At 46.6% G+C, this 23,027-nt stretch carries 23 protein-coding genes; 3 read left to right on the top strand and 20 right to left on the bottom strand.

Annotation, left to right across the window (positions count from 1 at the left end; genetic code table 11):
- Window positions 1–3: 3 nt before the first annotated feature.
- The 14 genes from CHM34_RS13565 to CHM34_RS13495 form a co-directional block, all read right to left on the bottom strand.
- Window positions 4–2,154: a CD3337/EF1877 family mobilome membrane protein gene (locus tag CHM34_RS13565; protein ID WP_240512033.1), complete on the bottom strand. Its 2,151-nt coding sequence runs from the start codon at window positions 2,152–2,154 to the stop codon at window positions 4–6.
- 34 nt (window positions 2,155–2,188) lie between these two features.
- Window positions 2,189–4,642 carry a conjugal transfer ATPase TcpF gene (gene tcpF / locus CHM34_RS13560; RefSeq protein WP_094265157.1) on the bottom strand — a complete coding sequence of 818 codons (2,454 nt, stop codon included), beginning with the start codon at window positions 4,640–4,642 and terminating at the stop codon, window positions 2,189–2,191.
- Window positions 4,626–5,018 carry a conjugal transfer protein gene (locus tag CHM34_RS13555; RefSeq protein WP_094265156.1) on the bottom strand — a complete coding sequence of 131 codons (393 nt, stop codon included), beginning with the start codon at window positions 5,016–5,018 and terminating at the stop codon, window positions 4,626–4,628. The genes tcpF and CHM34_RS13555 overlap by 17 nt, the downstream gene beginning before the upstream one ends.
- Window positions 5,019–5,078: 60 nt before the next feature.
- Entirely contained in the window at window positions 5,079–5,579 is a 501-nt protein-coding gene (locus CHM34_RS13550; RefSeq protein WP_094265155.1) for an antirestriction protein ArdA, read from the bottom strand.
- A gap of 166 nt (window positions 5,580–5,745) precedes the next feature.
- On the bottom strand, window positions 5,746–5,967 hold the full coding sequence (locus tag CHM34_RS13545; RefSeq protein ID WP_017473211.1) for a hypothetical protein: 222 nt from the start codon (window positions 5,965–5,967) through the stop codon (window positions 5,746–5,748).
- Between the two features lie 21 nt (window positions 5,968–5,988).
- Entirely contained in the window at window positions 5,989–7,194 is a 1,206-nt protein-coding gene (gene mobT, locus CHM34_RS13540) for a MobT family relaxase (RefSeq protein ID WP_094265154.1), read from the bottom strand.
- Between the two features lie 206 nt (window positions 7,195–7,400).
- The gene (locus CHM34_RS13535; RefSeq protein ID WP_094265153.1) at window positions 7,401–8,741 is read right to left on the bottom strand and encodes an FtsK/SpoIIIE domain-containing protein; all 1,341 of its coding nucleotides are present in this window, start codon (window positions 8,739–8,741) and stop codon (window positions 7,401–7,403) included.
- Window positions 8,741–9,121 (bottom strand): YdcP family protein, encoded by a 381-nt coding sequence (locus tag CHM34_RS13530; protein ID WP_094265152.1) that lies wholly within the window; start codon window positions 9,119–9,121, stop codon window positions 8,741–8,743. The genes CHM34_RS13535 and CHM34_RS13530 overlap by 1 nt, the downstream gene beginning before the upstream one ends.
- Before the next feature lie 12 nt (window positions 9,122–9,133).
- Window positions 9,134–9,448: a YdcP family protein gene (locus CHM34_RS13525; protein ID WP_094265151.1), complete on the bottom strand. Its 315-nt coding sequence runs from the start codon at window positions 9,446–9,448 to the stop codon at window positions 9,134–9,136.
- 98 nt (window positions 9,449–9,546) lie between these two features.
- Window positions 9,547–9,741, bottom strand: a complete 195-nt coding sequence (locus CHM34_RS13520; protein ID WP_094265150.1) for a hypothetical protein — start codon at window positions 9,739–9,741, stop codon at window positions 9,547–9,549.
- 69 nt (window positions 9,742–9,810) lie between these two features.
- Window positions 9,811–10,872 (bottom strand): DNA cytosine methyltransferase, encoded by a 1,062-nt coding sequence (locus tag CHM34_RS13515; protein ID WP_094265149.1) that lies wholly within the window; start codon window positions 10,870–10,872, stop codon window positions 9,811–9,813.
- Window positions 10,873–11,102: 230 nt separating this feature from the next.
- Entirely contained in the window at window positions 11,103–12,482 is a 1,380-nt protein-coding gene (gene rlmD, locus CHM34_RS13505; RefSeq protein WP_094265147.1) for a 23S rRNA (uracil(1939)-C(5))-methyltransferase RlmD, read from the bottom strand.
- A gap of 110 nt (window positions 12,483–12,592) precedes the next feature.
- Entirely contained in the window at window positions 12,593–13,477 is an 885-nt protein-coding gene (locus CHM34_RS13500) for a DUF6612 family protein (protein ID WP_141201720.1), read from the bottom strand.
- 86 nt (window positions 13,478–13,563) lie between these two features.
- Window positions 13,564–14,478: a YegS/Rv2252/BmrU family lipid kinase gene (locus tag CHM34_RS13495; RefSeq protein ID WP_094265145.1), complete on the bottom strand. Its 915-nt coding sequence runs from the start codon at window positions 14,476–14,478 to the stop codon at window positions 13,564–13,566.
- A 92-nt stretch (window positions 14,479–14,570) separates the two neighbouring features.
- Between CHM34_RS13495 and CHM34_RS13490 the strand changes: the two genes are divergently transcribed.
- On the top strand, window positions 14,571–15,071 hold the full coding sequence (locus tag CHM34_RS13490; protein ID WP_094265144.1) for a hypothetical protein: 501 nt from the start codon (window positions 14,571–14,573) through the stop codon (window positions 15,069–15,071).
- Window positions 15,072–15,195: 124 nt separating this feature from the next.
- Here the strand turns inward: CHM34_RS13490 and CHM34_RS13485 are convergent, their stop codons facing one another.
- From CHM34_RS13485 to CHM34_RS13460, 6 genes are all read right to left on the bottom strand, one after another.
- Entirely contained in the window at window positions 15,196–15,477 is a 282-nt protein-coding gene (locus tag CHM34_RS13485; protein ID WP_094265143.1) for a hypothetical protein, read from the bottom strand.
- A gap of 230 nt (window positions 15,478–15,707) precedes the next feature.
- Window positions 15,708–16,007, bottom strand: coding sequence for a hypothetical protein (locus CHM34_RS13480; RefSeq protein WP_094265142.1), 300 nt, complete (start codon window positions 16,005–16,007; stop codon window positions 15,708–15,710).
- A 56-nt stretch (window positions 16,008–16,063) separates the two neighbouring features.
- Complete coding sequence (gene gatB, locus CHM34_RS13475; RefSeq protein ID WP_094265141.1) at window positions 16,064–17,497, bottom strand: Asp-tRNA(Asn)/Glu-tRNA(Gln) amidotransferase subunit GatB; 1,434 nt, start codon at window positions 17,495–17,497, stop codon at window positions 16,064–16,066.
- Complete coding sequence (gene gatA / locus CHM34_RS13470) at window positions 17,494–18,951, bottom strand: Asp-tRNA(Asn)/Glu-tRNA(Gln) amidotransferase subunit GatA (protein ID WP_094265140.1); 1,458 nt, start codon at window positions 18,949–18,951, stop codon at window positions 17,494–17,496. The genes gatB and gatA overlap by 4 nt, the downstream gene beginning before the upstream one ends.
- Before the next feature lie 12 nt (window positions 18,952–18,963).
- On the bottom strand, window positions 18,964–19,254 hold the full coding sequence (gene gatC, locus CHM34_RS13465) for an Asp-tRNA(Asn)/Glu-tRNA(Gln) amidotransferase subunit GatC (RefSeq protein WP_094265139.1): 291 nt from the start codon (window positions 19,252–19,254) through the stop codon (window positions 18,964–18,966).
- A gap of 258 nt (window positions 19,255–19,512) precedes the next feature.
- Window positions 19,513–20,781 carry an SGNH/GDSL hydrolase family protein gene (locus tag CHM34_RS13460; protein ID WP_206093811.1) on the bottom strand — a complete coding sequence of 423 codons (1,269 nt, stop codon included), beginning with the start codon at window positions 20,779–20,781 and terminating at the stop codon, window positions 19,513–19,515.
- Window positions 20,782–20,990: 209 nt separating this feature from the next.
- Here CHM34_RS13460 and CHM34_RS13455 point away from each other — a divergent pair, with 209 nt between their 5' ends.
- Both CHM34_RS13455 and CHM34_RS13450 read left to right on the top strand, forming a co-directional pair.
- Window positions 20,991–21,605, top strand: a complete 615-nt coding sequence (locus tag CHM34_RS13455; protein WP_094265138.1) for a DUF5819 family protein — start codon at window positions 20,991–20,993, stop codon at window positions 21,603–21,605.
- Complete coding sequence (locus tag CHM34_RS13450; RefSeq protein ID WP_094265137.1) at window positions 21,602–22,969, top strand: DCC1-like thiol-disulfide oxidoreductase family protein; 1,368 nt, start codon at window positions 21,602–21,604, stop codon at window positions 22,967–22,969. Before CHM34_RS13455 ends, CHM34_RS13450 begins: the two co-directional genes overlap by 4 nt.
- The last annotated feature ends 58 nt before the right edge of the window (window positions 22,970–23,027 follow it).

Here is a 23,027-nt window from a genome sequence, read left to right as displayed (position 1 = left end):
TCATCAGCGTTCCCTCCTACTTGTATACATGGAACGTTTGCTGATCTGTTTCTGTTTTTCATGTTTCAAAGGTTTAGAGGGACGCTTGATGACATACTGCCTGTTTTTTGGTCGAGAACGTTCTTCATTTAGAGATGGCTGTCCTTTTTTTACAGGTTGTTTAGACTTATCGGTATGAATCAAATGTTCTTTTCTGTTTGAACGTGATGGCTGTTGTTGTAATGTGGTCTGCTCGTTGTAATCCATTTTGGAGATGGGTCTTGTCTTTCGCTTTTGATAAACAGTTGGTTTCCTAGAATTATCCTGATAGAAAGGTTCATTGCCCCCCTGTGTAGCTGGTCGCCCGTGAATGACAGTATCACGGGAAGGTGTGCGCTTTTCTTCCAATGCCCGCCGTTTATTTGCAAGATTTTGACGGTGGTTCGCTTTTCGGGTTGAATTTACATGTTGTCTTTTTTCTTTTGCCTGCGTGATACCTTCTTTAAAATCACGGGCAGGCTTTTTGAGTTGTTCTTTTCCTTGCATAACTGCATATTTGGTATTCGTAGGCAAATCTTGCAGTTGTTCTTTTCGGTGCTCTATATTCGCACGGAACTGGCTTCTTGCACCAAGCACCTTTCCTGTTACTTGACCGATTTTCTGGCTCAATGAAGTTTGTTTTGTACTATCATTTGTCCGTTCCTTATCCCTTGTTGCGGGTGATGTTAGCCGCTGTAATGGTCGGATAGAAGGAGAGGAACCCTTTGTTTGTCTTGATTTGCCAACCATCGCTCCAACAGTTGCACCAGCCGTTGCGCCTGCAAATGTTCGTCCAATCGAGCGCTGTAATCGACGACTACCACGGTTGAACATGCGGTAAGGACGGCGCATGACTTTACGTCCAACGTTTTGTGAATCATTACTTTGCAAATTAAACATGCTCATGATGTCACCGAGTTTCATGTAAATGCCTGCAAACGTCACAATCTGTAAGAAGGCAATCAAGAAAAATGGATAGCTCATCGTTAAACTGTAAAGCATGGATGAGATACTAAAGGCAGCTGTAATAATCAAGGTAATGCCAGCCCGAAGCATAATCACATTAAACAACTTCATAATCGCTTGTTTTCCCATGTTTTCGAAAGTCGGTATCATTGATAATAAAAAGCTAATGGGTAAAAACATCGCATAAATAATAAAAAGTATTTGCGAGAAAATCATGATCCCTGAGAGAAGAAATACGAAAATCGAAATCCCGATATTAAACAGAAATAAAAAGAAGACCATTCCTAAGCGAGTAGTGGTCTTCGTAATTGTTAAATTTTTATTGTCATGGTCTTCGATTTCCGCTTTGACGGCATTCTCACGGTCTTTCCCGTTATTTGTATCAGGACTGATTGAGACCAAGGTTTCAACACGATCTTCCCCTATGGTTTCTTTGTCCGAATCATCAAACTGTAATAACATCCATGGCTGCTCTACTTGAATGGAAAAGAGGTTATTCCGTATCAGATCAACACTGTCTTTTCCTTGACTATCCGAGTTAGGCATCAAGATTTTGGTTCCTAAGTCTAAACTTGCTTGACTAATATCAGCGGAAAAGTCATTAACTTTCGTGATATATGTTGGAGCGTATGCGATAAAGGAAGCAGACAAAATAAACACCACTAAAAAATTGAGGATCGCACGAATCGCTTTCGTCGTTTCCCGTTTCATTAAACCTGTATACGCCACATAAATTCCAATCACTAAAATGAAAAGAAGCAGGAAGCCCACATAAAAGCCAGAACTGCTGAAACCACTTGCGGTAATTCCAGCTATTGTTTGCATGTTCTTGCCAATCGCATCCGCTGTTTGTGAAATAAAATCAAGCGAATAAGCTTGTTGAATTAAGTAGCCTGTCGCATTCGATAAATACAAGCTAATAATCCAAATGAAATTGGTAATCGTATAAAGCCCATACATAACCTGCTTTCCGATCCCATCTGTCCAATTCCACGGTAGCCACTCCCAACTTGTATCAACATAAAAATCGAGTTGGTAATGTTCGAGTGGATACTTGGAAAAAAGATTGTCTTCAGATACCGTATCCTCAATTAATCCAGCTGCTTGTGCAAATGTACCAAGCAAAAGAAGCAATAAAAAAACAGCAGCACCAATAAGTACCGCCATCATGACTATCTTTTTCAATTTTTGTTTGTTCACATCGTCACCTCGTTTCATTCTCCTTGGTAGGTGGTCGAGTATCAAAAGCATCAAATAAATCTTCAAAGACAGGATGGACTTGAATAGTTCCAACACGCCCATACAAATCTTGAATTAAACATTGACCGTTTTCCAGTTCCCGAAGTTTCCTTTGATTCCCTTCATCTTCTTTATCTACTCCAAAAAATTCAAGTGTCTTTTTTATTTCATTTATATCCCTAGAACGAAAAGCAAACTTTACACCGATATTATTTTTTAGTTTTTCATCGGTTAGATCATCCGCATTTTGCGTGACGAAGTACACACCCGCATTCATCGCACGCCCTGCTCGTACTAGTTTGTTAGATAATGTCTTTCCTTGTGCTACTTGCAAGAATGACCAGGCTTCGTCTAAATCCACGATTTTGAATACACTGCGATCCGAATGGATAAAATCCAATGCAAATGTAGAAATGACAATAAGCATAGCGACGCTAAGTAACTCCATCGTCGTATATTCTTCAAATCTTGTTTCTGCATCTGGTAACACTAAATCCGCCACTTGAATGATATTTAATTGTTTTTCTAAGCTAATCGAGTTTTTCACTGTTCCATCTGAAAACAGAAGGTGGGCAAAGTCATAGTCGGTAAAACTTTCGATATGGTCAGCGATAGGACCAGCTAATGGATTAGGGTCACTTCTTAGTTCATGGATGACAAGCATTAAACCACGTTCCTCCTGTTGACTCACGGCTCGTATCGCCCTTCTTAACACAGGAAATTTCTCACCATCCCGACTCGATATACCTGTAAGGAATGTGAGTATATCAATCGCAAGACTTTCCGAATCCTTTTTCTTTTTCATAATGACATACGGGTCAAGCAATCCTTTATTGTGATCATCACTTGTTAAATTCACAATATTTATTTCATGGGCCATTTCAGGCAATGTCTTTTTCCAGTTTCCCCGTTCTGCCTTTGGGTCAACAATGAGAGCCTGACCACCAAAGAGAACCGCATAATAGACAAGCAGATTATTACTAAAAGATTTTCCGCCACCAAGTGAACCTAAGAACGCAGAAGCTAACGCATTGGTGACCGAACCTTTTACACCTTGACTCGCTAGACTGGGATTCAAATAAACATTACGTCCTGTATCCAAGTTATAGCCAATGTATATTCCTTCTGTTTCTCCAAGCATTTGTGTTGCACCAAATCCTAGACCTGCTAAAAAATCAGAGGTCACGTACTGAATATAGTCATTCATATAACGTTTACTGGCGGGAATAAATTCTCCGTGTAAACCAATCATATCCCCGAATGGGCGAACGAGTTTTACATTTAAGTCATCATAAAAATCTTTTACCTCATTACAACGCTGTTTGAGTTCATCCAAGTTGGAAGCAGAAACCCGAATAACATAGCTTAACTTATACATCGATTCTTTACTTTGATCAAGCACATCTTCTAATTCATTTACCTGTTCCAAGGCTTCTAATACATTATTTCCAGTTTCGTTATCGGACTCCCAAGCGTGATTATCCAAGTCTTTGAGTTCCTTTTTCTTATTCCTAATCGTAGTTAGTGCTTTTTTGTTCGTTACAATTTCTACATTCATAGATGTGTCAATCGGAAAATCAAATTGTTGTTGCTGATAATAAAAGATTTCATCCGATGGAAATTCAAGATCACCAACAATTGAATTAATCGTAAAATAGGCTACATAAGTGGTTTGTTCTTCCTGTTCAATTTTTAAATAACGTTGATTTTCTTCAATCAGACAACGTGTTGGCTTAATGATGTCATAACGTTTGACTAAAGTTTCCTTTTTAAATTTTTTTAGTGGGAGAATATAATCATACTCTTCATAAGCAATTCCTGATTGCCCATGAAGATGTTCAATTAGATAACCAAAGTCATTTTTATCTAAAGGACGTATCTTAAAACGTCTTGAAATTTTGTTTTGTAATAAAGACTCCATTTTAAGGAAACGTCTAATTTCATCATGAGGCATGGAAACAAAATCGCCCATCAGATGATGATTCACATCACGGACAAAAGAAGAAAGCAAATTTTTAATGGAGTTCCCCATTGATTTCATACTGACTTCTTCTTCATTCAGCAACAGCTTAAAACCGATAAAGAAACGGTAGTCTACTTGATGTTCACCAATCATGGAAACAAGCGCTTCTGTTTGGTCGTCAATGCGCTCATAAGCAACCTCATGTAATCGTCCTGTCACTAACTCTTTACTTCGTTCCTGCGCTGATCGGATACTGCTTGCGGTACTAATCTGTAAAGCATGAATTTTACCGTCCTGATTTTGCGCAATCAACTGACGAAAGTGATCATGTACCTGCATTTTTTCTTCTGGTGAGAGAAATGAATAGTTATAGGGAAGTAACTCATAGTATGCAAAACATTCCCCATCATGGTTAAAGACAAGATTATTTTCCATGTATTTAATCGGATAGCGCATGCAATTCACTCCTTACAGCTGTCATGTTTTCATTTATTTTCACACGTTTTAGTTTGATGGGTTTCCCTGCATAAGTGACTTTAGGACGAAACAAATAAGTCAATACGGACTTGAGAAAGCTATACGGTTTTTTGCCGTCAAATGTTTTCTGACTCATAAACCATGTCAAACCAACTGGTATTCCGACATATTTTAATAACGCTCCATCGATTAAGGAAAGTGGGGGAAGATTTCCTAACAACATGACGACTAAGAGTGAAAGTACAAACCATGACATTTGATTGAATGTTACGGGAAATGGTAAACGAAAATCATTAATGGCATAAATCACTTTTTCGACTGACCAAATACGGGTATAACTCTTTAGTTTTTTCATATAAAATCATCCTTTCGTACATAGAAAAGCAGCCTGTACGGGAACAAGCTGCTTCTTCATCTATTGAACATATTCAAATACACCATGTGACGTCACAAGAAAGCTGCCTTCAATTTCAAGGTCACGTCCAAAAGCTCTGTAATCAATATAATTCTGTAAGTTAGCAGGGACTTCTCCAAGTACGCCTGTTTCTTCTATCAAATATCTCGCAACATCTTCCATATCTTCACAATCAGAATAACAAATGATGTCATCCTGATGTTCCAGTAATTCTTCCAAACTATCAAACCAATAGCCTTGCACTTCTGATAGTGCATCATATAAAGGAGAGCCTTCGATTTCTTGCACCATTGCACATAACCGATTGATTTCAGAAATCGGCGTATATTCATCCACTTCAAAGGGCAACTCGAAATCATGAATTGCATATTCTTCATATTCGTCATTTAAACCAATACGTTCTTTCACATCTTCTATATCAATGGGTGGGGTAAACCAAGCACCAACCAATTCACCCTCATTATATTTTCCGAGATTAGCTATATAGACCTGCATTTCCATTGGTTATCACATCCTTTTTATTAAAAATAACCATAAAAAAAGCAGCAGCGTTTTATCTGCTGTTACACAAAATAAGCTTGTTAATCCCTACCGCACTACCGTTTGGTTCACCATTTTTTTGCAGAACATAAGAAGACCACTTATCTTCCACAAAAAAACGGTACATTTAAGCCCCGATGATTCGATTAAATAGGTTTAACAATACATCTTTCACTCCACTTGCATTAAAGACTAAACCCACTGCAACCAACGCAATAATTAAAAAGCCAATCAGCTTGGAAAACTCCCGTTTAAAGCCTAAATAAATTCCAATCACGACAATCGCCATCAATACTAAGGATTGCGCATTACTAAGAAACCAATTGTACAAATTCTGCCCAAAGTTCATTTGAATTTCTCCCTTCATTCGTTAATCATTCATATCTACCAGTGGTTGGATCACTTTCTCGATAGGGATGGTTTGTTGCATGAGTATCTTTTGGTGTCGTTCGGATAACTCTACCTGCTCTAACATATCCTTGATTACACTGGTTTGATTGAGTTCATCTATCTTTGTCGCCAGTTTCCAAGTAGGTGCAACTTGACGTGCAAGCCATCTTAGTGATTTTTCAAACGTATAAGGTTCAGGCTTTGTTGTTAAAGAGATTTTTCTATCCGTACCTAAATCAATAAATCGTTGCCATTCTTTATTGATTTCCCAACTGCTACGACGCTTTTTCTCGTCTTTATCAACAAAACGAATATACCGATTAATAATGGAAAAAGCAGTCCGTCCAGCGTCTTCATACATCATTAAATCCACAACCGCATGGTAAGCACGATCATTCTTTAAACGAATTTCAAAACGGTTTTTCACGTCTGTATCTTCGAGTGATGTTCCATGTTTCACGTATTGTTCATAATCCTTTTCATACGCACAGAAGTACACGTCACTTTTTAAAGAACCAATATATAAGGTATTTCCCATGTCAGGCTTTTCTTCATTCTGTACAAGTTCACCAGAACGATAACTTTTAAAACTACGAAAAACAGAGATACATTCTTCATTACGGCATTTTTCTGTTAGAAATGGAATATCTAATATATTTGTCTTATCGTTTATCGCAAGATCAATTCGTTTAAAAACCCCACCATCACGAAATACATCCATAAAAAAGTCAAACCAAGTCCGTTGCTGAGCTAATAAGAAATTCTCAAATTGTCTGCATCCTTTGCCTTTAAGTTCGAGTAAACAGCCTTTGTCTTCATCAGGAGAAACCATGATGACAATATCGCCAAAAACGTATTGTTCCATATAGGAGTAAAACGCATAATCCTCATGTAACATATATTCCATTTTCAATTTCAAAATATCTTCAATGACAGGCTTCGGATTTGTTGTTAAAAATCGAATCCGCACATAATCAAACAAGATTTCCAGCGGAGCATTTGGATTAAATTGCTCCAAAATATCGAACAAGGAATTTTTCAACGATTCGGAAGGAGTTACTTTTCCTGTTTCAATTTCGCTAATATATTGTCTTGAAATTCCAATATGAACAGCTAACTTATTTTGCGATACCCCGTATTCCAATCGTTTTTCTTTTAATCGTTGATACCAAGGTACTTGATTCATGTGCATTCCTCCAAACTAAAAAAGATGTCAACTAAAGGTTAAAAGCTGACATCTTCTTCATATGTTCCAAACCGTTGTGCCATCTGGTGTTATTGACTTTTGGAACAGTTTCTTATTGTTTTTCTACCCCCCTGTTAGAAATGGGGGGTTAAGGCTTGGCCCAGCACAGCGGCTTTCGCTTCGCACGCCGCCGCACTGGGCAGCCTTTATTGAGCTAGTTTCTCTATCTCTTTTAAAAAATCATGATCCTTTGGCACAAGTGGTGTGTAAAATTCAGTAATGACATTATCTCCTTTATCTACATATCCACGTCCTTTGATCTGTTTTAAGAAAAATTGTTTTTGTACGTCGCTTCCAAACATCATGCCGTATCCTAGTTCTGACATTCTTCCTAAAGCAACTCGAAAATTAAATTGATCACGAATTCCATCTCCTAGATATTTTGCATCTGGTCGTTGACAGGCGAGAATAAGGAAGAATCCTGCTTGTCGTCCTAACATAACAATCTGTTTTAGCTTGGTAAGCACCGCTGTATTTTCCTTAGAAGCAAGCATTTCCATAAATGCGACATATTCATCAAAGACTAAAAAGTGAGGGAATAAGCCCAAATAAGCATAGTTTTCCCCTGTCTTATAGCCCTCCATCTGTTTCATTTCTTCACTACGAGCCATCATATCTTCATAAAATTGGTCAATACATGTCATCATGTCTTCCTTTTTATAATAGACATCAGTCATAACAGTTGCTAAGTCTGCTAAATCAGCATTTTTCGGATCTAAGATATACAATTTCGCATTTGTTTTTAATAGGGCTTCAATTAGTGTGAGAATAAAATATGTCTTCCCACCGCCTGTTCCTCCAGCGATTAACATATGCGGAAGTTTATCATATTCCCAATACATCGAGTCCATTAGCTTTAAGCTACCGTTTTGTGCGATGACTTCATCAATCGAAATCCGGTTCGCAATCATATCATAGAACAGGACGTACTCAACATAGGAATCATGTAATTCTTTCGATACCAATTCACAGTACAGACCACTTTCTAACTTTTTTTCTAAATTTAAAAGTGGCTCTTGATATTTGCCAAGTGTAATTTCTACTTGAATATGAATCATCCCTTTTTCATACCGATAATACATTTTTGGAAAATGGCTGATTTTTTCCTTTGTTTTTCCTGATGGTATGTCCTTAAAGAAACCCTCTTGAGCGTCTTGCTTTGTTTCATACCATTGATTTTCTAAAATCATTTTTGCGAGCTTTTGACGGTGAATAATCTGTTTAATATGGTTATAGCGATACCGATAATAAACAAAAGCACAACAAGCGACCATTACTAGACTAATCACCAATGAAACCAATCCATACGTACTCATAAAATGTGCTTGAACTAGATCAAGCTGCCATGTTGTAGAAAGTAAAAATGACAGATGAAAAGGGATAAAAGAAGCGAGCCATACACCTACCAGCCCAAAGAATACAAACTGAAAAAGGAGGGAAGCATCACTGGATCGAATCCGTTTCCCTCTTCTTCGGTAAAGTTTCATTATTTATCCTTGTTAAGCGCAGCTTTTTGAGTATTGCCAGCCGATGTTACTGCTTTTTCCTTTAGAATTAAATCATCTGCTTTAATGTACCAATCAACATCCGCTCCACGAAACGTTGCATTTGCGACCGTATCTGCGACAGGGTTAATGAGTTCTACTTCTGCATTATAGTCAAACTCTTTTAACGGAACTGAAGCAGGAATACTCACTTGAATCATGCGACCTTGTTCACGAGACTTTAAGTCATATGTGCGCTCCTTAACTTCCGATGATACCGTTCCATCTTCATTTTGAAGGAAAACTTCACGTCGTAATGCAGAAAACTTTAATAAGCCAAATGTCTTTTCTTTATCAATGACAATACCTTGTGCTAATCTCATCTCTTTTCCTCCTTATGCCTTTACCATGTCATCTGCATGTAAAATATAATTTGTGAAACCACGTTCTCCAATTTTATAACCCTCTGCGGTGATTCTTGCATTGACTAATTTTACTTTTTCCTCGTGTTCAAAGAATTTTTCTCCTGCTTCTTGTGGGAGAACCACCGCAATATCATCTGCACGTTGAATATCGGAATATAGATTATAGCTGCGAGATAGTGTCGTCATACGTCCATTAATTCGTCGCTGTTCGACTTTACCTTCTCCTGCATATTCTAAATTTCCAAATGTCTTTTCCATATTGGGAATTACGTATTTTAATTCCATGATACATACCTCTTTTCTTATTATTAATTTCATCAATGCGCTAAAGTGAAAAAACCAAAAGGAGGTGAACGAGAAATATCCATCGCATACCATGCTCCTTACGCTTCTTGAAACCGATAATCCACACGCCCATAAATCACACACCAAAAAACAACCATCGTCTCCCCTTGCTTATCACGAATCAATTTTCCGTTTGGAAAAAAAGGAAAATCCTCAATCTCAATCTCATTCAAATCAAAATGATCATCGATCCATTCCATCACCTTTTCTTCATTTCCTTCCAAAGAAAACACACTCCTTCCTTGTTCTGGCCAATAAAAAAAGCATGACAGATCGAATTTGCTACACATTAGTATGTCTATCTATAAAACTTCTGCAATACCGCCCATGATATATTCAGCGCATGGTAGAGCAATCGCATTTCCAAGCGCTTTGTATCTTGCATAATCACTAATGGCCTCACCTTTATTCCCTAAAGCTGTCCAGTTCTCCGGTAATCCCATTAAACGTTCACATTCCAATGGAGTGAGTTGTCGGATAAAACCCTCTTTTTCCATGCCTTCATACCAAAAAGAAAAGATATTGACTGCACCAGCTAACAATGTGGGGAAAGGGTCATTTGTCCGTCCAAAACTTCCAATGAATCCTGTTCTGTTTTTATCTTTTGCGGTGCTTCGCATGCGTCTTTCTTGAAAGGGACGGACGACGGGTATTTTCCTCCTTGTTTTTTGAGAAGATATTCGACTGGCGCTGGTGGAGGGCAGCCTGCTCTTTCCGCAAGACGGAGGAAACGATTGCAAATCGCGGGCTTTAAATAATATTTCTCCGGAACGGTTTCCTCTAAAATCTGCCACGAGAAAGATACGTCTTCTTCTTTGAGCGAGAGTGGGTTTTCCCCAATATTGGGCGTCCAACAATCGCCAACACACATCAACATCATTCCCTCGCACCATTCCAGCGTTTGCCCAGACTCCAGAAGCAGGAATTGGAATTTCGGTATTTGTGAACGACTCCAGCACGGCCTTAAAATCCAACCTGTTATTTGATGAAAAAGCTCCCATGACGTTTTCCCAAACAGTGATAACTGGATATGTTCCATTTGTTGCACACCTCATTTCTTCAATGATTCGTATGGCTTGATAAAATAAACCAGATTGACTTCCCGCAAGACCCTCTCTTTTCCCAATATTTGATAGATTCTGACATGGAGAACCAAATGTAATGACATGAACAGGTGGTATTTTTCCACCATCTATTTTTGTAATATCTCCTAGATGTAACATGTTGGGAAAATGCCATTTTGTAATAGAGATAGGTGCTTTCTCTACTTCACTTGCCCATGTTGGCTTTATTCCGTAACGAGAGGCTGCTAATGGAAATACACCAATTCCATCAAATAGACTTCCTAATTTTAGTTCGACCATATTTCACCTCTAATTTTTATTTTTGAGCATAAAAAAAGACGCTCAATTTAATTGAGCGCCTAAAAATAATGAAATCTATTTAAGTTAAACTTTTTATTCCCTTGTGTTCCCACACCCCAGATCAATTACCACCGAAACAGTAATGTGGTTTTTCAGTACCTTATTTCTGTTTTTTTCACCTTCTCCTACAAACACAAAGTGCTTGTGAAAGTGCTTGAAACTAAGGATTTCTATAAAGTTTGTCGTTGTAGCAACGTTATAGTCTCCACATGACTGGTGTGGGGAAACATGTCCACCGGTTGAACTTCTTCGGTTCGGTAGTTCCGTTCCGACAGATACGCCGCATCCCGGGCCAAGGTGGCCGGATTGCAGGAGACATAGACGAGCCGATCAGGACCCATCTCCACAACAGCATCCAACAGTTCCAGGGCGCAACCCTTTCGCGGCGGATCGACAACGATGACATCGGGCCGGATCCCCTCCTCAGCCCAACGGGGCATCACTTCCTCGGCGGCACCGGATTCAAATACAGTATGCCGGATCCCGTTCAGTTCGGCGTTATGGCGGGCATCCTCCACCGCTTGGGCAACGGATTCCACCCCGTATACCTCGGCCGCATCCCCGGCCAGATAGAGAGCGATGGTACCGATGCCGCAATAAGCGTCAATCACGGTTTCCTCCCCGCTGAGGGCGGCATATTTTTTCACCTGTTGATAAAGAACTTCCGTCTGGGAAGGGTTCACCTGAAAGAAAGAATGGGGAGAAATAGCGAACCGGACATCTCCGATCAAGTCATGGATAGCGGGCTGTCCCCAGAGGAGGCGGTTCTCCCGACCCAAAACGACATTCGTCCGCCGGGGATGGATATTCTGAATGACCGAGGCGAGTCCCGGAATCTCTTCCCGCAGGGCTTTAACCAGCTTTCCCCTGTTTGGGAGACGACTTCCGTTGGTAACCAGCACAACCATCACCTCCCCGGTGTTCACACCGGTACGCACCATGACATGGCGCAAAATCCCCTTGTGGGACTTCTCATCATAGGGCGGAATCTTCAACTGTTCCACCATTTTCTTGACCGTCTGAACCGCCTGGTCATTCTCCGACTGTTGAATCAAGCAGTCTTCAATATCTACGATCTCGTGAGAACCGGCGGCATAAAAACCGGCCGCCACCCGTCCCTTCCGCCACCCGAAGGGCACCTGCGCCTTGTTGCGATAGTTCCGAGGTTCCTCCATCCCGATCACCGGGTGAATAGTCACCCCGGTCATTCCTCCAATCCGTTGGAAACTGTCCGCCACTTGCTGCCGTTTCATCTTCAACTGAGCCGGATAGGCGACATGTTGCAACTGACAACCTCCGCACCGCTCAAAGACAGGACAGGGCGGTTCCACCCGGTCCGGACTCTCCTTCAGACGTTCCGTCAACCGGGCGTGGGCGTAAGATTTCTTCACTTTGGTTATTCGAGCCCGAACCCGTTCTCCGGAAACGGTTTGCGGCACAAAAACGGTAAATCCCTCAAAACGGCCGACACCGTCCCCGGTGTGGCTATTTCCGTGTATCTCCAGTGTTATCGTTTCTCCCGGGCGAACCGGGGGCTTTTTTGGGGTCATTGAATCGACGTCTCCTTTTCTCATTCAAAAACATTCTTGAATACCAAAAAAGCGATGTCAACTACGGCCGGTAGCTGTCCATCGCTTTTCGGTTCCGCGAATGACTTCCGTCAACGGGAAGAGCTTTTTTCGTCCTGCTCCTCTTCCGGCAAGGGGGCAGCCGTGTTGCGAATTCGCTCGGGAATGGCAATCTCGCTGACTTTCCCCTTCAACACATGGGTCCATTCCTGACGGGAACGAACTTTTTGTTTGTCAACGGCAGTTTCAAACTCGACGGCCTGTTCCATTCTGCTTAAACGAAGGGTTTTTTTATCGACTTGGATGCGCAGCATCATCTTTTCATCACGAAAGGGAAGGTCGTCCTTGCGGTGGATGGAAGCTAACTCCAGAGAGCGCCGATCGACAAACGGATCCACGGAAGAGCCCTCCAGGGCAGCGGAGAGAATGATCTCCCGCCCCTCCCGGTCCACCTTGAAATCCTTGCCGCGCTTTTGAACTTCTCTTAAAACCCACAACGGATCCGTATAAACCTTCATCTCTTCCTCGGAGCCGGACCGCTTTTTCCAGTACCAGCGGTTGTTCGTAAACAGATAGGCTTTTTTGTCCGTGACATACCCTTTTTGGGGTTTCGTTTGGCTCTCCAGTTCGCGGGAAAAAGACAACGTTCCCTCCACGTGGATCCGGAGAGGGCGGGAGATCACATCCACCTGTTGCTCCCCGACCACAGTCGTATCTTTTTTCGGTTTTTTCGAAAACGAATACTGTTGCTTGTTGCTACTCTTCCAGCGATAACCCTTCATTTTTTCCATCGCTGACAGAGAATGATCGATAATCTCCTCAGCCGACATCTGTTTCAGTTTTTCCTGTTGCTCTTGTTCTTTTTTGGCCTCCAGGTTTTCCGGGTCTTCTTGATCTCCGTTCAGAGGGGTACAACCGCTGAACAGAACACACACGGATAGGAATGATAACAAAATCGGTCGGATGGGATGTTTCATCGCGAAATCCCCTCTGAGAAATGATTTGTGAACAAAAATTTTAACCGATCTCATCCATATGTCAATACGGTCAGCCAAACCTTCATTCAATGTTCGAAAGGGATCGGTTTTTCTCTTTTTCCGCAAAAAACATCGATCCATCCGGGCAAAGCCTGGAAACGGCCGGAAAGATCACCGCCCCATTCGCCGTCCAGGTTCAATTTCATCGGTTCTTCCGGAAAGACACTCAGCTGATCGGTTTGAAAATAAAGGATTCGTTCATCATTCAGATGCTCCCCTTTTAATACGGAACCGAACAACTGGATCAAATGAGGGAGTCCGGTTTTTCGCACCACTAAAACATCCAGTTTTCCGTCGGCGAGATCGGCTTTCGGCACCAATTGGTCAAATCCGCCGACAGAGGAACTGTTGGCCACGAGAAACAAAACCACCTCCTCGCTCACTTCCCGCTCCGGCGACACCATCCGTACCTGAAAGGGGCGCATCAGGTGGTTCATTCTCTCCAGCCCCTTGGCGTAATAGGCCGCTTGACCCAATAATGTTTTTAACCGGCTCGGCACCCGATAGGTCACTTCGGTCAACCATCCCGCCGCCGCTACATTGATAAAAAATTTCCCCTGCACTCGGCCGATGTCCATCGGATGAAAAAAACCGTCACCAATGATATCACAGGCCTTGAGAAGATCTTTCGGGATGTGCAACGCTCGGGCCAAATCGTTGCTGGTTCCACAGGGAAGGATTCCGAGACGGGGACGCTCGGAAGCGGGGGCCAGTCCGTTAATCACTTCGTGGACCGTCCCGTCACCTCCGGCGACGACCACAATGTCAAACCCCCGTTTCACGGCCTCCTCCGCCGCCCGCTCAGCATCTCCCGGGCAACGAGTGGCATGGCAGGATGTTTCCAAACCGTACCCCTCCAGTCGTTCCAGGATTCGCGGCAACATCCGTTCTATCGTTTCCTTGCCCGCTGTTCGGTTATAGATCAAACGGACCCGCCTCATACCGAACCACCCTTCTTTCGCCTCTTGAGCTTAATCCTCTCCTCCGTCGCATACATTGGTTAGAACGGAATGGAACAAAGGAGGTCCCGAAAATGACCCCCGACCTTCACCGTAAAACACAAACCTCTCCCGACGGTCCTCGACCCTCCTGCCTCAGCCCGGCTCAGCGGGCTCTAAACTTCAGCCTGCGGGGAGAAGCGATGGTTCTATCCATCAGTTCGCAAATGTCCTCAACCGGTAACCCTCGAAAGCTGGAAGGACTCCTCGATCTTCAACGGGAAAATGTACACACCTCGCACCATCGCTTAACGGCATGGGGATCTCTACAGCGGATCAGCCTTCAAGACTGGCACGAAGCCGTTTTATCCGATCTCGTCGTTTCCCTGTACAGAGCCCGTCACCACGACCGGATCAGGCGGGGGGGCCTGATGGCGATGAAGCGATCCGCTTCACCGCCGGTAAAACCCGCAGTGGAAAACTTGATCGCCTGGCTGGATTTCACCCAACGTTCTCTGCAGGAAACGATGGTTTACAGCAAGGAACTCGTAGGCATCCGCCGCTGGAACCAACTCTCCTCCCCGCCATCCAAATAAAGGGCCACTGTCCAGCGGCCCCCTTCCGATTCATATTTATGTTCAGATTACCACAGTCGGCTCCCCTGCACAAAAAAAGGATGAAACAGTCTGAAGCCCCCGCCGGATCAACGGGGGCTTGTTCTTACCATTGGTGAAAATCCGAAGGGTTGCTAATGTTTTGGGACTCCCGAGCACTTTGCTGGGCCAGGCCGATATCCCGCAAGGCCTGTTGCAGTCGCTGTTTTTCTTGTGGATCCCCTTCGGCCTCATCTTGGAATTGTTGAAGCCGTTGCTGAGCCTGCTCCAATTGTTGTTGAGCCTGCTGAAGCTCCTGCGGATCCCCCTGGTTTTGCGCTTGCTGAACCGCTTGCTGGGCTTGCTGTGCATCTCGCAGTGCCTGTTGCAGCTGGGTTTGCTGTCGCATAAATATGTGCCCCCTTTTCGGTGTTTGACACAAATCCCGCTTATCCTATTGTGCAACGACAGGGGTTGATCTTATGCAGAAAATCCCTTTTAAACAAGGAGAATCCCAGGCAGTCAAGCATCTCAAGACGAAGAAGAGAATCGAGATAGGAACTCCACTATCATTCGGTAAGAAAAAAGACTGCTGACCCCCTGTCTGGGTCAGCAGTCTCGGGCTTCTCCCGAAACCGGTTATTGATTGATCCGGCGGCGTGCCTGCAATGCGAAATAGGCGAAGAACAGACTGATCAGACCGGAGATCGCATTGTTCTCCGCATAGAAAAACTGAATCCCCGCATTCCCCAAAAGCAGGAAAGCCAAAAGCATGTAAATGCCTCGGGAAAAAGGTTTTCCACGAAACTCGAACAGGATGATGAAAAAGTAAAGGGCGATCACTAAATTGTGAACGGCGAAGGGTGGGTTTTCCTGCAGATGGTAGCCCCCCATCGCCAAGAAAATTACCACAATCGCCCCATACAGGATTTGGATCATTAAAACACCTCATTTACCCATGGTCGGACTGCCCTCAGCAGACGGGCCAAACCCGTTTAAAGACCAATATGCTCACGGATGAGCTGGTTAACCAGCTTCGGGTTGGCCTTTCCTTTGGTCGCTTTCATCACTTGGCCGACCAAAAAGCCGAGGGCCCGATCTTTTCCGTTTTTCAGATCGGTGACCGACTGCGGGTTGGCGGAAACCACTTCCGTGACGATCTCCTTCAGTTTCCCTTCGTCACTGATCTGAACCCAACCTTTTTCCTCGACCATTTCGCCCGGGTCGCCACCCTTTTCCAGGAGCTCTTTAAACACCTTTTTGCCGATCGTGTTGCTGATCGTTCCCTTTTCGATCAGACCGATCATCCCGGCTAATGACTTCGGAGTAATCTGGGTATCGGAAAGCTCCTGGTCCCGGGTGTTCAGATAACCGAGCAACTCTCCGGTAATCCAGTTGGTAGCGGCCTTGGTATCGGCTCCCTCGGCGGCGACTTGGTCAAAAAAGTCGGCGATCGGCTTGGACGCCGTCAAAAGGCCGGCATCATAGGCGGACAGTCCATATTCACCCATATACCGTTCCCGGCGGGCATCGGGCAGTTCGGGCAGGGAAGCCTGGACCTTCTTCTTCCAACCTTCGTCGATTTTCAACTGAACCAGATCCGGCTCCGGGAAGTAACGGTAATCGTGAGCCTCTTCCTTACTGCGCATCACCTTGGTCCGGTTTTCGTTCTCCAGCCAGCGCATGGTTTGCTGTACAATCGTCCCGCCTTCATCGAGTACATCAGCCTGACGCTTCTGTTCGTATTCCAGCGCCCGCTCCACGTTGCGGAAGGAGTTGAGATTTTTCATTTCCGTCTTGGTCCCGAAGGCTTCCTGCTCTTTTGGACGCAAACTGATGTTGGCATCACAGCGCAGGGATCCTTCCTCCATCTTCACATCGGAAACGCCGGTGTACTGCAGGATCTGCTTTAACTTCTCCAGATAAGCCCGGCCTTCCTGAGGAGAACGCATGTCCGGCTCGGACACGATTTCGATCAGGGGAACCCCGACCCGGTTGTAGTCCACCAGGGAACCATCACCGTTTTCCGAGTGGTTCAGCTTGCCGGCGTCCTCTTCCAGATGGACACGGGTAATCCCAATCCGCTTCTTCTTCCCGTCGACTTCAATCTCGATCCAGCCGTTTGCGCCGATCGGCTGATCATACTGGGAAATCTGATACGCCTTGGGCAGATCCGGGTAAAAATAATTCTTCCGGTCAAATTTGCTCGTATCGGCGATGTCGCAGTTGAGAGCCAAAGCGGCTTTCATGGCGAACTCCACCGCCTGGCGGTTCAGCACCGGAAGAACTCCGGGATGACCGAGACAGATCGGGCAGGTTTGCGTATTGGGCGGAGCTCCGAAGCGGGTGGAACAGCCGCAGAAGATCTTGGATTCCGTGGATAGTTCCGCATGGACTTCCAGTCCGATCACGGTCTCATATCGACTCATCGCGCGTCACCTCCGATCCGCGGTTCCGGTAACCGCTCCCCGTTCTGCTCATAAGCGTGAGCCACTTTCAACACCCCGGATTCATCAAAAGGCTTGCCGATAATCTGCAATCCCACAGGCAGACCGTCGGACAGACCGCAGGGGACGCTGACCGCCGGAAGACCCGCCAGACTGACCGGGATGGTACAAATGTCGTTCAGGTACATGGTCAGGGGATCCTCCGTCTTTTCCCCGATCCGGAAGGCGGTCGTCGGAGCCGTCGGACCCACCACGACGTCGTAGGACTGGAAGATTTCCTCATAATCCCGGCGGATCAGAGTACGGACCTTTTGCGCTTTCAGGTAATAGGCGTCATAGTACCCGGAGGAAAGGGCATAAGTTCCCAGCATGATCCGGCGTTTCACTTCCGGTCCGAAACCGGAGCTACGGGTCCGGTTGTACATATCGACCAGGTTGTCCCCTTCCACCCGGGCACCATACCGCACCCCGTCATACCGGGCCAAGTTGGAGGAGGCCTCCGCCGGGGCCAGCAGATAGTAGGTAGCGACGGCATATTCCGAATGGGGAAGAGAGACTTCTTCGACGACGGCACCCAAATCCTCCAGCACCTTTAAAGCCTGCCGGATCTTTTCCCTGACGCCGGCGTCCACCCCTTCTCCCATCATTTCCCGGGGGACGGCCACTTTCAGACCTTTAACCTCCCCATTCAAAGCGGAGAGATAATCCGGCACCTCCACATCGGCGGATGTGGAATCCTTGGCATCAAAACCGGCGATGGACTGCATGACGACTGCCGCATCCTCCACGTTCCGAGTCAGGGGGCCGATCTGATCCAAAGAGGAGGCAAAGGCGACCAAACCGAAACGGGATACCCGGCTGTAGGTGGGTTTCATCCCCACAACACCGCAGAAAGCGGCGGGTTGACGGATGGAGCCGCCGGTATCGGAACCCAGGGCAAAGGAAACTTGTCCGGCGGCCACTGCCGCCGCAGAACCCCCGCTGGAGCCGCCGGGGACGCGATCGAAGTCCCAGGGGTTTCGAACCGGGTGAAACCCGGAGTTTTCATTGGACGAACCCATCCCGAACTCGTCCATGTTCGTCTTTCCCACCATATTGGCCCGGGAATGCTCCAATTTTTCCATCACAGTCGCATCATACAGCGGCGCGTAATCGCCCAAAATACGGCTTCCGGCAGTGGTGGACAAGGCTTTTGTGGAGATGTTGTCCTTGATTCCCACCGGCAGTCCCGCCAGCAAACCCGGATCTTCGTCTCCCTCATCGATCCGCTCGGCCCGTTTCCGGGCTCCTTCCTCGTCCAGCTTCAAAAAAGCACCGATTCTATCATCCGTCTCCCGGATCCGGGACAGGGAAGCGTCCAACAGATCTTGAGCGGATAACTCCCTGCTCTTCCGCCGCTTATGTATCTCATTCAGGGATTGTTTCAAGAGCGACATCGTTTTCCTCCTTTATTTCTCGAATACCGCCGGAACTTCAAACATTCCGTCCCGACTCTCCGGCGCATTGGCCAGCGCCTGCTCCCGGGACAGTGAAGGACGCGCTTCGTCCTCCCGCAGGGCATTGGCCATGGGCCGAACATGGCTGGTAGGCTCGATATCCTTCGTATCCAGCTCATTCAGCTTTTCCGCAAACCCCAATATATCGTTCAGCTGCTCGGTGTACAGACGGGCTTCCTCCTCCGTCAAATCCAGCCGTGCCAACCGGGCTACATGTTCAACCTGCTCGCGGGAAATCGCCAATGGTTCCACCTCCGTATATAGGTTTGGGGATAGGCCTTTAGGCCCTTTTCCCGATCCGACCTTCCTATTAAGCCCTTCCTATGACAGTATAGCACAAAGTATGGCGCTTCTTCCCCCCACCCCCTGTGACAAGACCTTGTTTTTCATACAACCGCCCCTGATCGGTGAAACATCGGGAAAAGAGAAAACGCCCGCATCCCTTCCCGAGGCGCAGGGGTAAGGATGCGGGCGTTGGCTCATCGCACGGATGCATTCGATTCATTGAAACCGGCTCAGATCAATTGCCTCGGCCATGGCTTCATAACCGGCGTCATTGGGGTGAAGATGATCGCCGGAGTCATAGGCCGGAAATAACCGGGTCGGATGTTCGGGATCCCGCAGAACTTTATCGAAATCGATCACTCCATCAAAGGCATGGCTGTTTCGGATCCATCGGTTCACTTCTTGCCGGGTGGCTTCTCCTTCCTCCGTGTAAAAGGAAGCTCCTTCATAGGGAGCCAGAGTACCGCCGTAGATTTTTAGATCCTGAGCGTGAACCCGTTGAATGATCTCCTTCATCCCGGCGATGATTTCATCAGTGTCGTAATTGTGGGGGAGGTGGCCGATATCGTTAATCCCCTCCAGAAAGATGACATCGGTCACTCCTGACTGATTCAGCACGTCCCGATCCAGCCGCTCCAGGGCTTTCGGACCGTAGACGGGATCATCCCGCAAAATCTTATTACCGGAGATACCCGCATTGAGAACGGACATGGGAATCTCTTCCGCCTGCAGCCGCCGGGACAAAAAGTCGGGATACCGATGGTTGGCCCCGCTGGTGGATCCTGCTCCATCCGTAATGGAATCCCCCAGACACACGATCGCTCCCCTGGTCCCGGGATGGGCGGTTACATCGACACCCGTCAACCAATACCAGGCGTACACCTGGGTTGTAAAATCCTCTCCTTCCCTGTCGGAAACATGGTTTCCCGACCTCGACAGGTAGGACGCTTGTTTCGCCAGGCGATGCCATGTCGCCGGTCCGCTGTCCCGGGGGACATACAGGCTGACCGCCAAATTCTCCCCCGCTTTCACCTTGAAGGAAACTGGGTCGCTCTGAACTTCACCCCCGACAGGCACCGTCACCGAGGTTTCCCCGTTAAAAGTGACCCGACGGCTGGTCCCGGGATCGATCGCGGCCCCTTCCTCCGCCCGGGCGATACTCACCTCACCGAACGTGACCGGTCGGGTACCGAAAGCGTTGGAAAGGCGGAGCCGCACCCGTTTCCCTTCCAGATGGGGGTGGACAATGAGGCGGACCGTCCGATTAGAAACCCCCTCCTCCGCCACATCAGAAGGATACTGGGGACTGGCCGCCCAGGAGCCCGTCCACTCCCGACCTTTCGGCTCGTAACCCAACGCCTGCTCTTCCTTTGAGGTTCCTAAAAACATCCATGCCAAACCGCTGAAAACCGCCAACATCAGAAACCCCCGGCCCATCAGACGAAAATTCCGTTCATTCAAACCTTCCTCCATTCTCCTGTACAACCTTCAGCCCTCTCTTCCACAAAATCTTACCGATCCCTCTCTTCATGCTAAAATGGAAGGGAAAATCACTCTCCTCTTCATTTTGTTCCATCTTAAACAAAAAAGGGATTAACGTTCGGTTAAAATTGAATCCATCAAAAAACGGTCGCCGGATCCCGGTATGATATCATGGATAAAAATGATGATCCCGCTAGCGCGAGGTGATCCCCGTGAAGGTAAAACGAATCGCTCTGTTGCTGTGGATCTTGTTGTTGGCAGGATCCCTCATCTTGCATTTCTCCGTGGCTTCTCTTTATTTATCGCCGGACAACCCGGTAAAAACAAAGGCCTGGGATTTCCTTCACGATTATATGGATCCGTGGTTTACGCAAAACTGGAAACTGTTCGCGCCCAATCCAGTCTCTCAACATCAAAGCCTGTGGGTAAAAATGAAGGTGGAGAATCCGCAAACCGGAGGGCTCACCGAGACGGACTGGAAGGATATCACCCAACCCTTGGTTCTCAAACACCAAGAAAGCCGGATTTCCTCGGAAGCCCGCGTGCTCCGCTATATGGAATCGGGGAGCCAGTCCTTCCTGGACGAAGAAGCCGACCGTAAGAAGAGGGGAAAATGGATGATTCAACGGGCCGCCTCCACAGCCGTCGGACCCACCTTTTCCGGCAAACGCATTCGACAAATCAAAGTCCGGGTCGTCTCCAACACCTTCCCCCGGTTCGATCAACGGCACAAACCCGATGATACGGGGACCCTTCATTTTCAGGAGACCGATTGGATGCCTTATTCCCCGGTGGATTCCGCTGCAGCGAAGGAGTGGCCCCGATGATCCGGCGCATCGAAGACTTCCTTACGAGGGAGCACATGCTGATCGGTGCCGGTCTACTGCGAATGACCATCGGATTGGGTATCCTGTTTCACCTGATCGACCATTACCCGGAGCGCCATCTGCTATGGGGAGAGAAAGGTCTATGGCCCATCGGGGAATTTCTGTCGGGAGCCGAGGAGCGGGGAATCTACACCCTGTTTCATCTGAGTGATGCCCCGTGGGTTTTTGAAGGGATCTACCACGGAGGGATCCTGGTCGTCCTCCTGTTCACCCTGGGCTACCGTACCCGGATCACAACCGTATGTACGTTTATCCTGTTTTGGTCCCTTTATTACCGGACACCCTTTATTACCAATGGTGGAGATAACCTGGTCCGAATCGTGTTGTTCTTTCTGCTCTTCGCCAACGCCGGAGCCCGACTCTCCCTGGACCGCCGAAGGCGCAAACCGCCGCTCACGGGGGAAAGCACCTTACGCCCTTTTGCCGCCGTTCTGCACAACTTTGCCGTGTTTGCGATCATTTTGCAATTGTTGCTCCTGTATTTTAATGCAGGGATCTATAAAGTGATGGGATCCATGTGGCAGGGAGGGACCGCCGTTTACTACGCCATGCGGGTTCAGGACTACTTCTGGCCGGGAATCAGCGACAGGCTGTGGCAGTCGGAGTCTCTGGTCGTTTTTCTCACCTATTCGTCGGTCCTGTTTCAGATCGCCTTCCCCTTTTTGCTGTTGAACCGATATACGAAATATGCCGCAGTCATCGCCGCTTTCCTGTTTCACACCGGGGTCGGCCTGATGATGAATTTGGCCCTGTTCTCCTGGTACATGATCGGCTGTGAATGGATCCTGCTCAGCGACCGGGACTATCGGTTCTGGGCCGAACGCGCCCGATCCCTGGGAGCCAAAGGAGGGCTCTGGATGAATCGCGTCGGAGAGCGGGTCGGCTTCCTCACCCGCCGGAAAATCACGGTCTTTTATGACGGTTGGTGTCCCTTTTGTACCCGCAGTGTCCACACAGCCAAAAAATTGGACGGATTCGGCCTGATTCATTTTGTCTCCTTCCGGGAGCCCGGTGTGACGGCCTCTTACGGCCTTGACCCCGACCGTCTGGAAAAACGGCTGCACAGCACGAAGGACGGACTACACTTTCACGAGGGAATCGATGGGATCATCCAGATGGTCAGCCGTCTTCCGCTCCTCTGGCCTTTCTGGCCGTTACTCATCCTGTCCCGCCGTCTGGGCATCGGTCAACGCGTATACGACTGGATCGCCGGCAAGCGTACGATCATCCCCGCCGGGGGATGCGATGAACACTGTTCCATCGGGAGCCGGACCTCATCGACCCGACAAAAAACATCTTCATAAATGGATTCGTATCAAGCATCCGTTTTCGGGTCTCTTTAGGAATCTCGCATCGAAAAAA

The sequence above is a fragment of the Paludifilum halophilum genome, from assembly GCF_002245355.1.
Taxonomy (GTDB): Bacteria; Bacillota; Bacilli; order Thermoactinomycetales; family DSM-45169; genus Paludifilum; species Paludifilum halophilum.
Note: the sequence above shows the minus strand (reverse complement) of the source record. Positions and strands in the feature narration are given on the sequence as shown.

Bases quoted from the DNA above. Each gene is read 5' to 3' on its own strand.
- CHM34_RS13555 (WP_094265156.1), bottom strand. From the start codon at position 5,018: ATGAAAAAACTAAAGAGTTATACCCGTATTTGGTCAGTCGAAAAAGTG.
- CHM34_RS13490 (WP_094265144.1), top strand. From the start codon at position 14,571: ATGACCCCCGACCTTCACCGTAAAACACAAACCTCTCCCGACGGTCCT.
- rlmD (WP_094265147.1), bottom strand. From the start codon at position 12,482: ATGACCCCAAAAAAGCCCCCGGTTCGCCCGGGAGAAACGATAACACTG.
- CHM34_RS13515 (WP_094265149.1), bottom strand. From the start codon at position 10,872: ATGGTCGAACTAAAATTAGGAAGTCTATTTGATGGAATTGGTGTATTT.
- gatB (WP_094265141.1), bottom strand. From the start codon at position 17,497: ATGAGTCGATATGAGACCGTGATCGGACTGGAAGTCCATGCGGAACTA.
- CHM34_RS13545 (WP_017473211.1), bottom strand. From the start codon at position 5,967: ATGAACTTTGGGCAGAATTTGTACAATTGGTTTCTTAGTAATGCGCAA.
- CHM34_RS13535 (WP_094265153.1), bottom strand. From the start codon at position 8,741: ATGAAACTTTACCGAAGAAGAGGGAAACGGATTCGATCCAGTGATGCT.
- gatA (WP_094265140.1), bottom strand. From the start codon at position 18,951: ATGTCGCTCTTGAAACAATCCCTGAATGAGATACATAAGCGGCGGAAG.
- CHM34_RS13530 (WP_094265152.1), bottom strand. From the start codon at position 9,121: ATGAGATTAGCACAAGGTATTGTCATTGATAAAGAAAAGACATTTGGC.
- CHM34_RS13480 (WP_094265142.1), bottom strand. From the start codon at position 16,007: ATGATCCAAATCCTGTATGGGGCGATTGTGGTAATTTTCTTGGCGATG.
- CHM34_RS13565 (WP_240512033.1), bottom strand. From the start codon at position 2,154: ATGATGGCGGTACTTATTGGTGCTGCTGTTTTTTTATTGCTTCTTTTG.
- CHM34_RS13450 (WP_094265137.1), top strand. From the start codon at position 21,602: ATGATCCGGCGCATCGAAGACTTCCTTACGAGGGAGCACATGCTGATC.
- CHM34_RS13485 (WP_094265143.1), bottom strand. From the start codon at position 15,477: ATGCGACAGCAAACCCAGCTGCAACAGGCACTGCGAGATGCACAGCAA.
- CHM34_RS13495 (WP_094265145.1), bottom strand. From the start codon at position 14,478: ATGAGGCGGGTCCGTTTGATCTATAACCGAACAGCGGGCAAGGAAACG.
- tcpF (WP_094265157.1), bottom strand. From the start codon at position 4,642: ATGCGCTATCCGATTAAATACATGGAAAATAATCTTGTCTTTAACCAT.
- CHM34_RS13500 (WP_141201720.1), bottom strand. From the start codon at position 13,477: ATGAAACATCCCATCCGACCGATTTTGTTATCATTCCTATCCGTGTGT.
- mobT (WP_094265154.1), bottom strand. From the start codon at position 7,194: ATGAATCAAGTACCTTGGTATCAACGATTAAAAGAAAAACGATTGGAA.
- CHM34_RS13550 (WP_094265155.1), bottom strand. From the start codon at position 5,579: ATGGAAATGCAGGTCTATATAGCTAATCTCGGAAAATATAATGAGGGT.
- CHM34_RS13525 (WP_094265151.1), bottom strand. From the start codon at position 9,448: ATGGAATTAAAATACGTAATTCCCAATATGGAAAAGACATTTGGAAAT.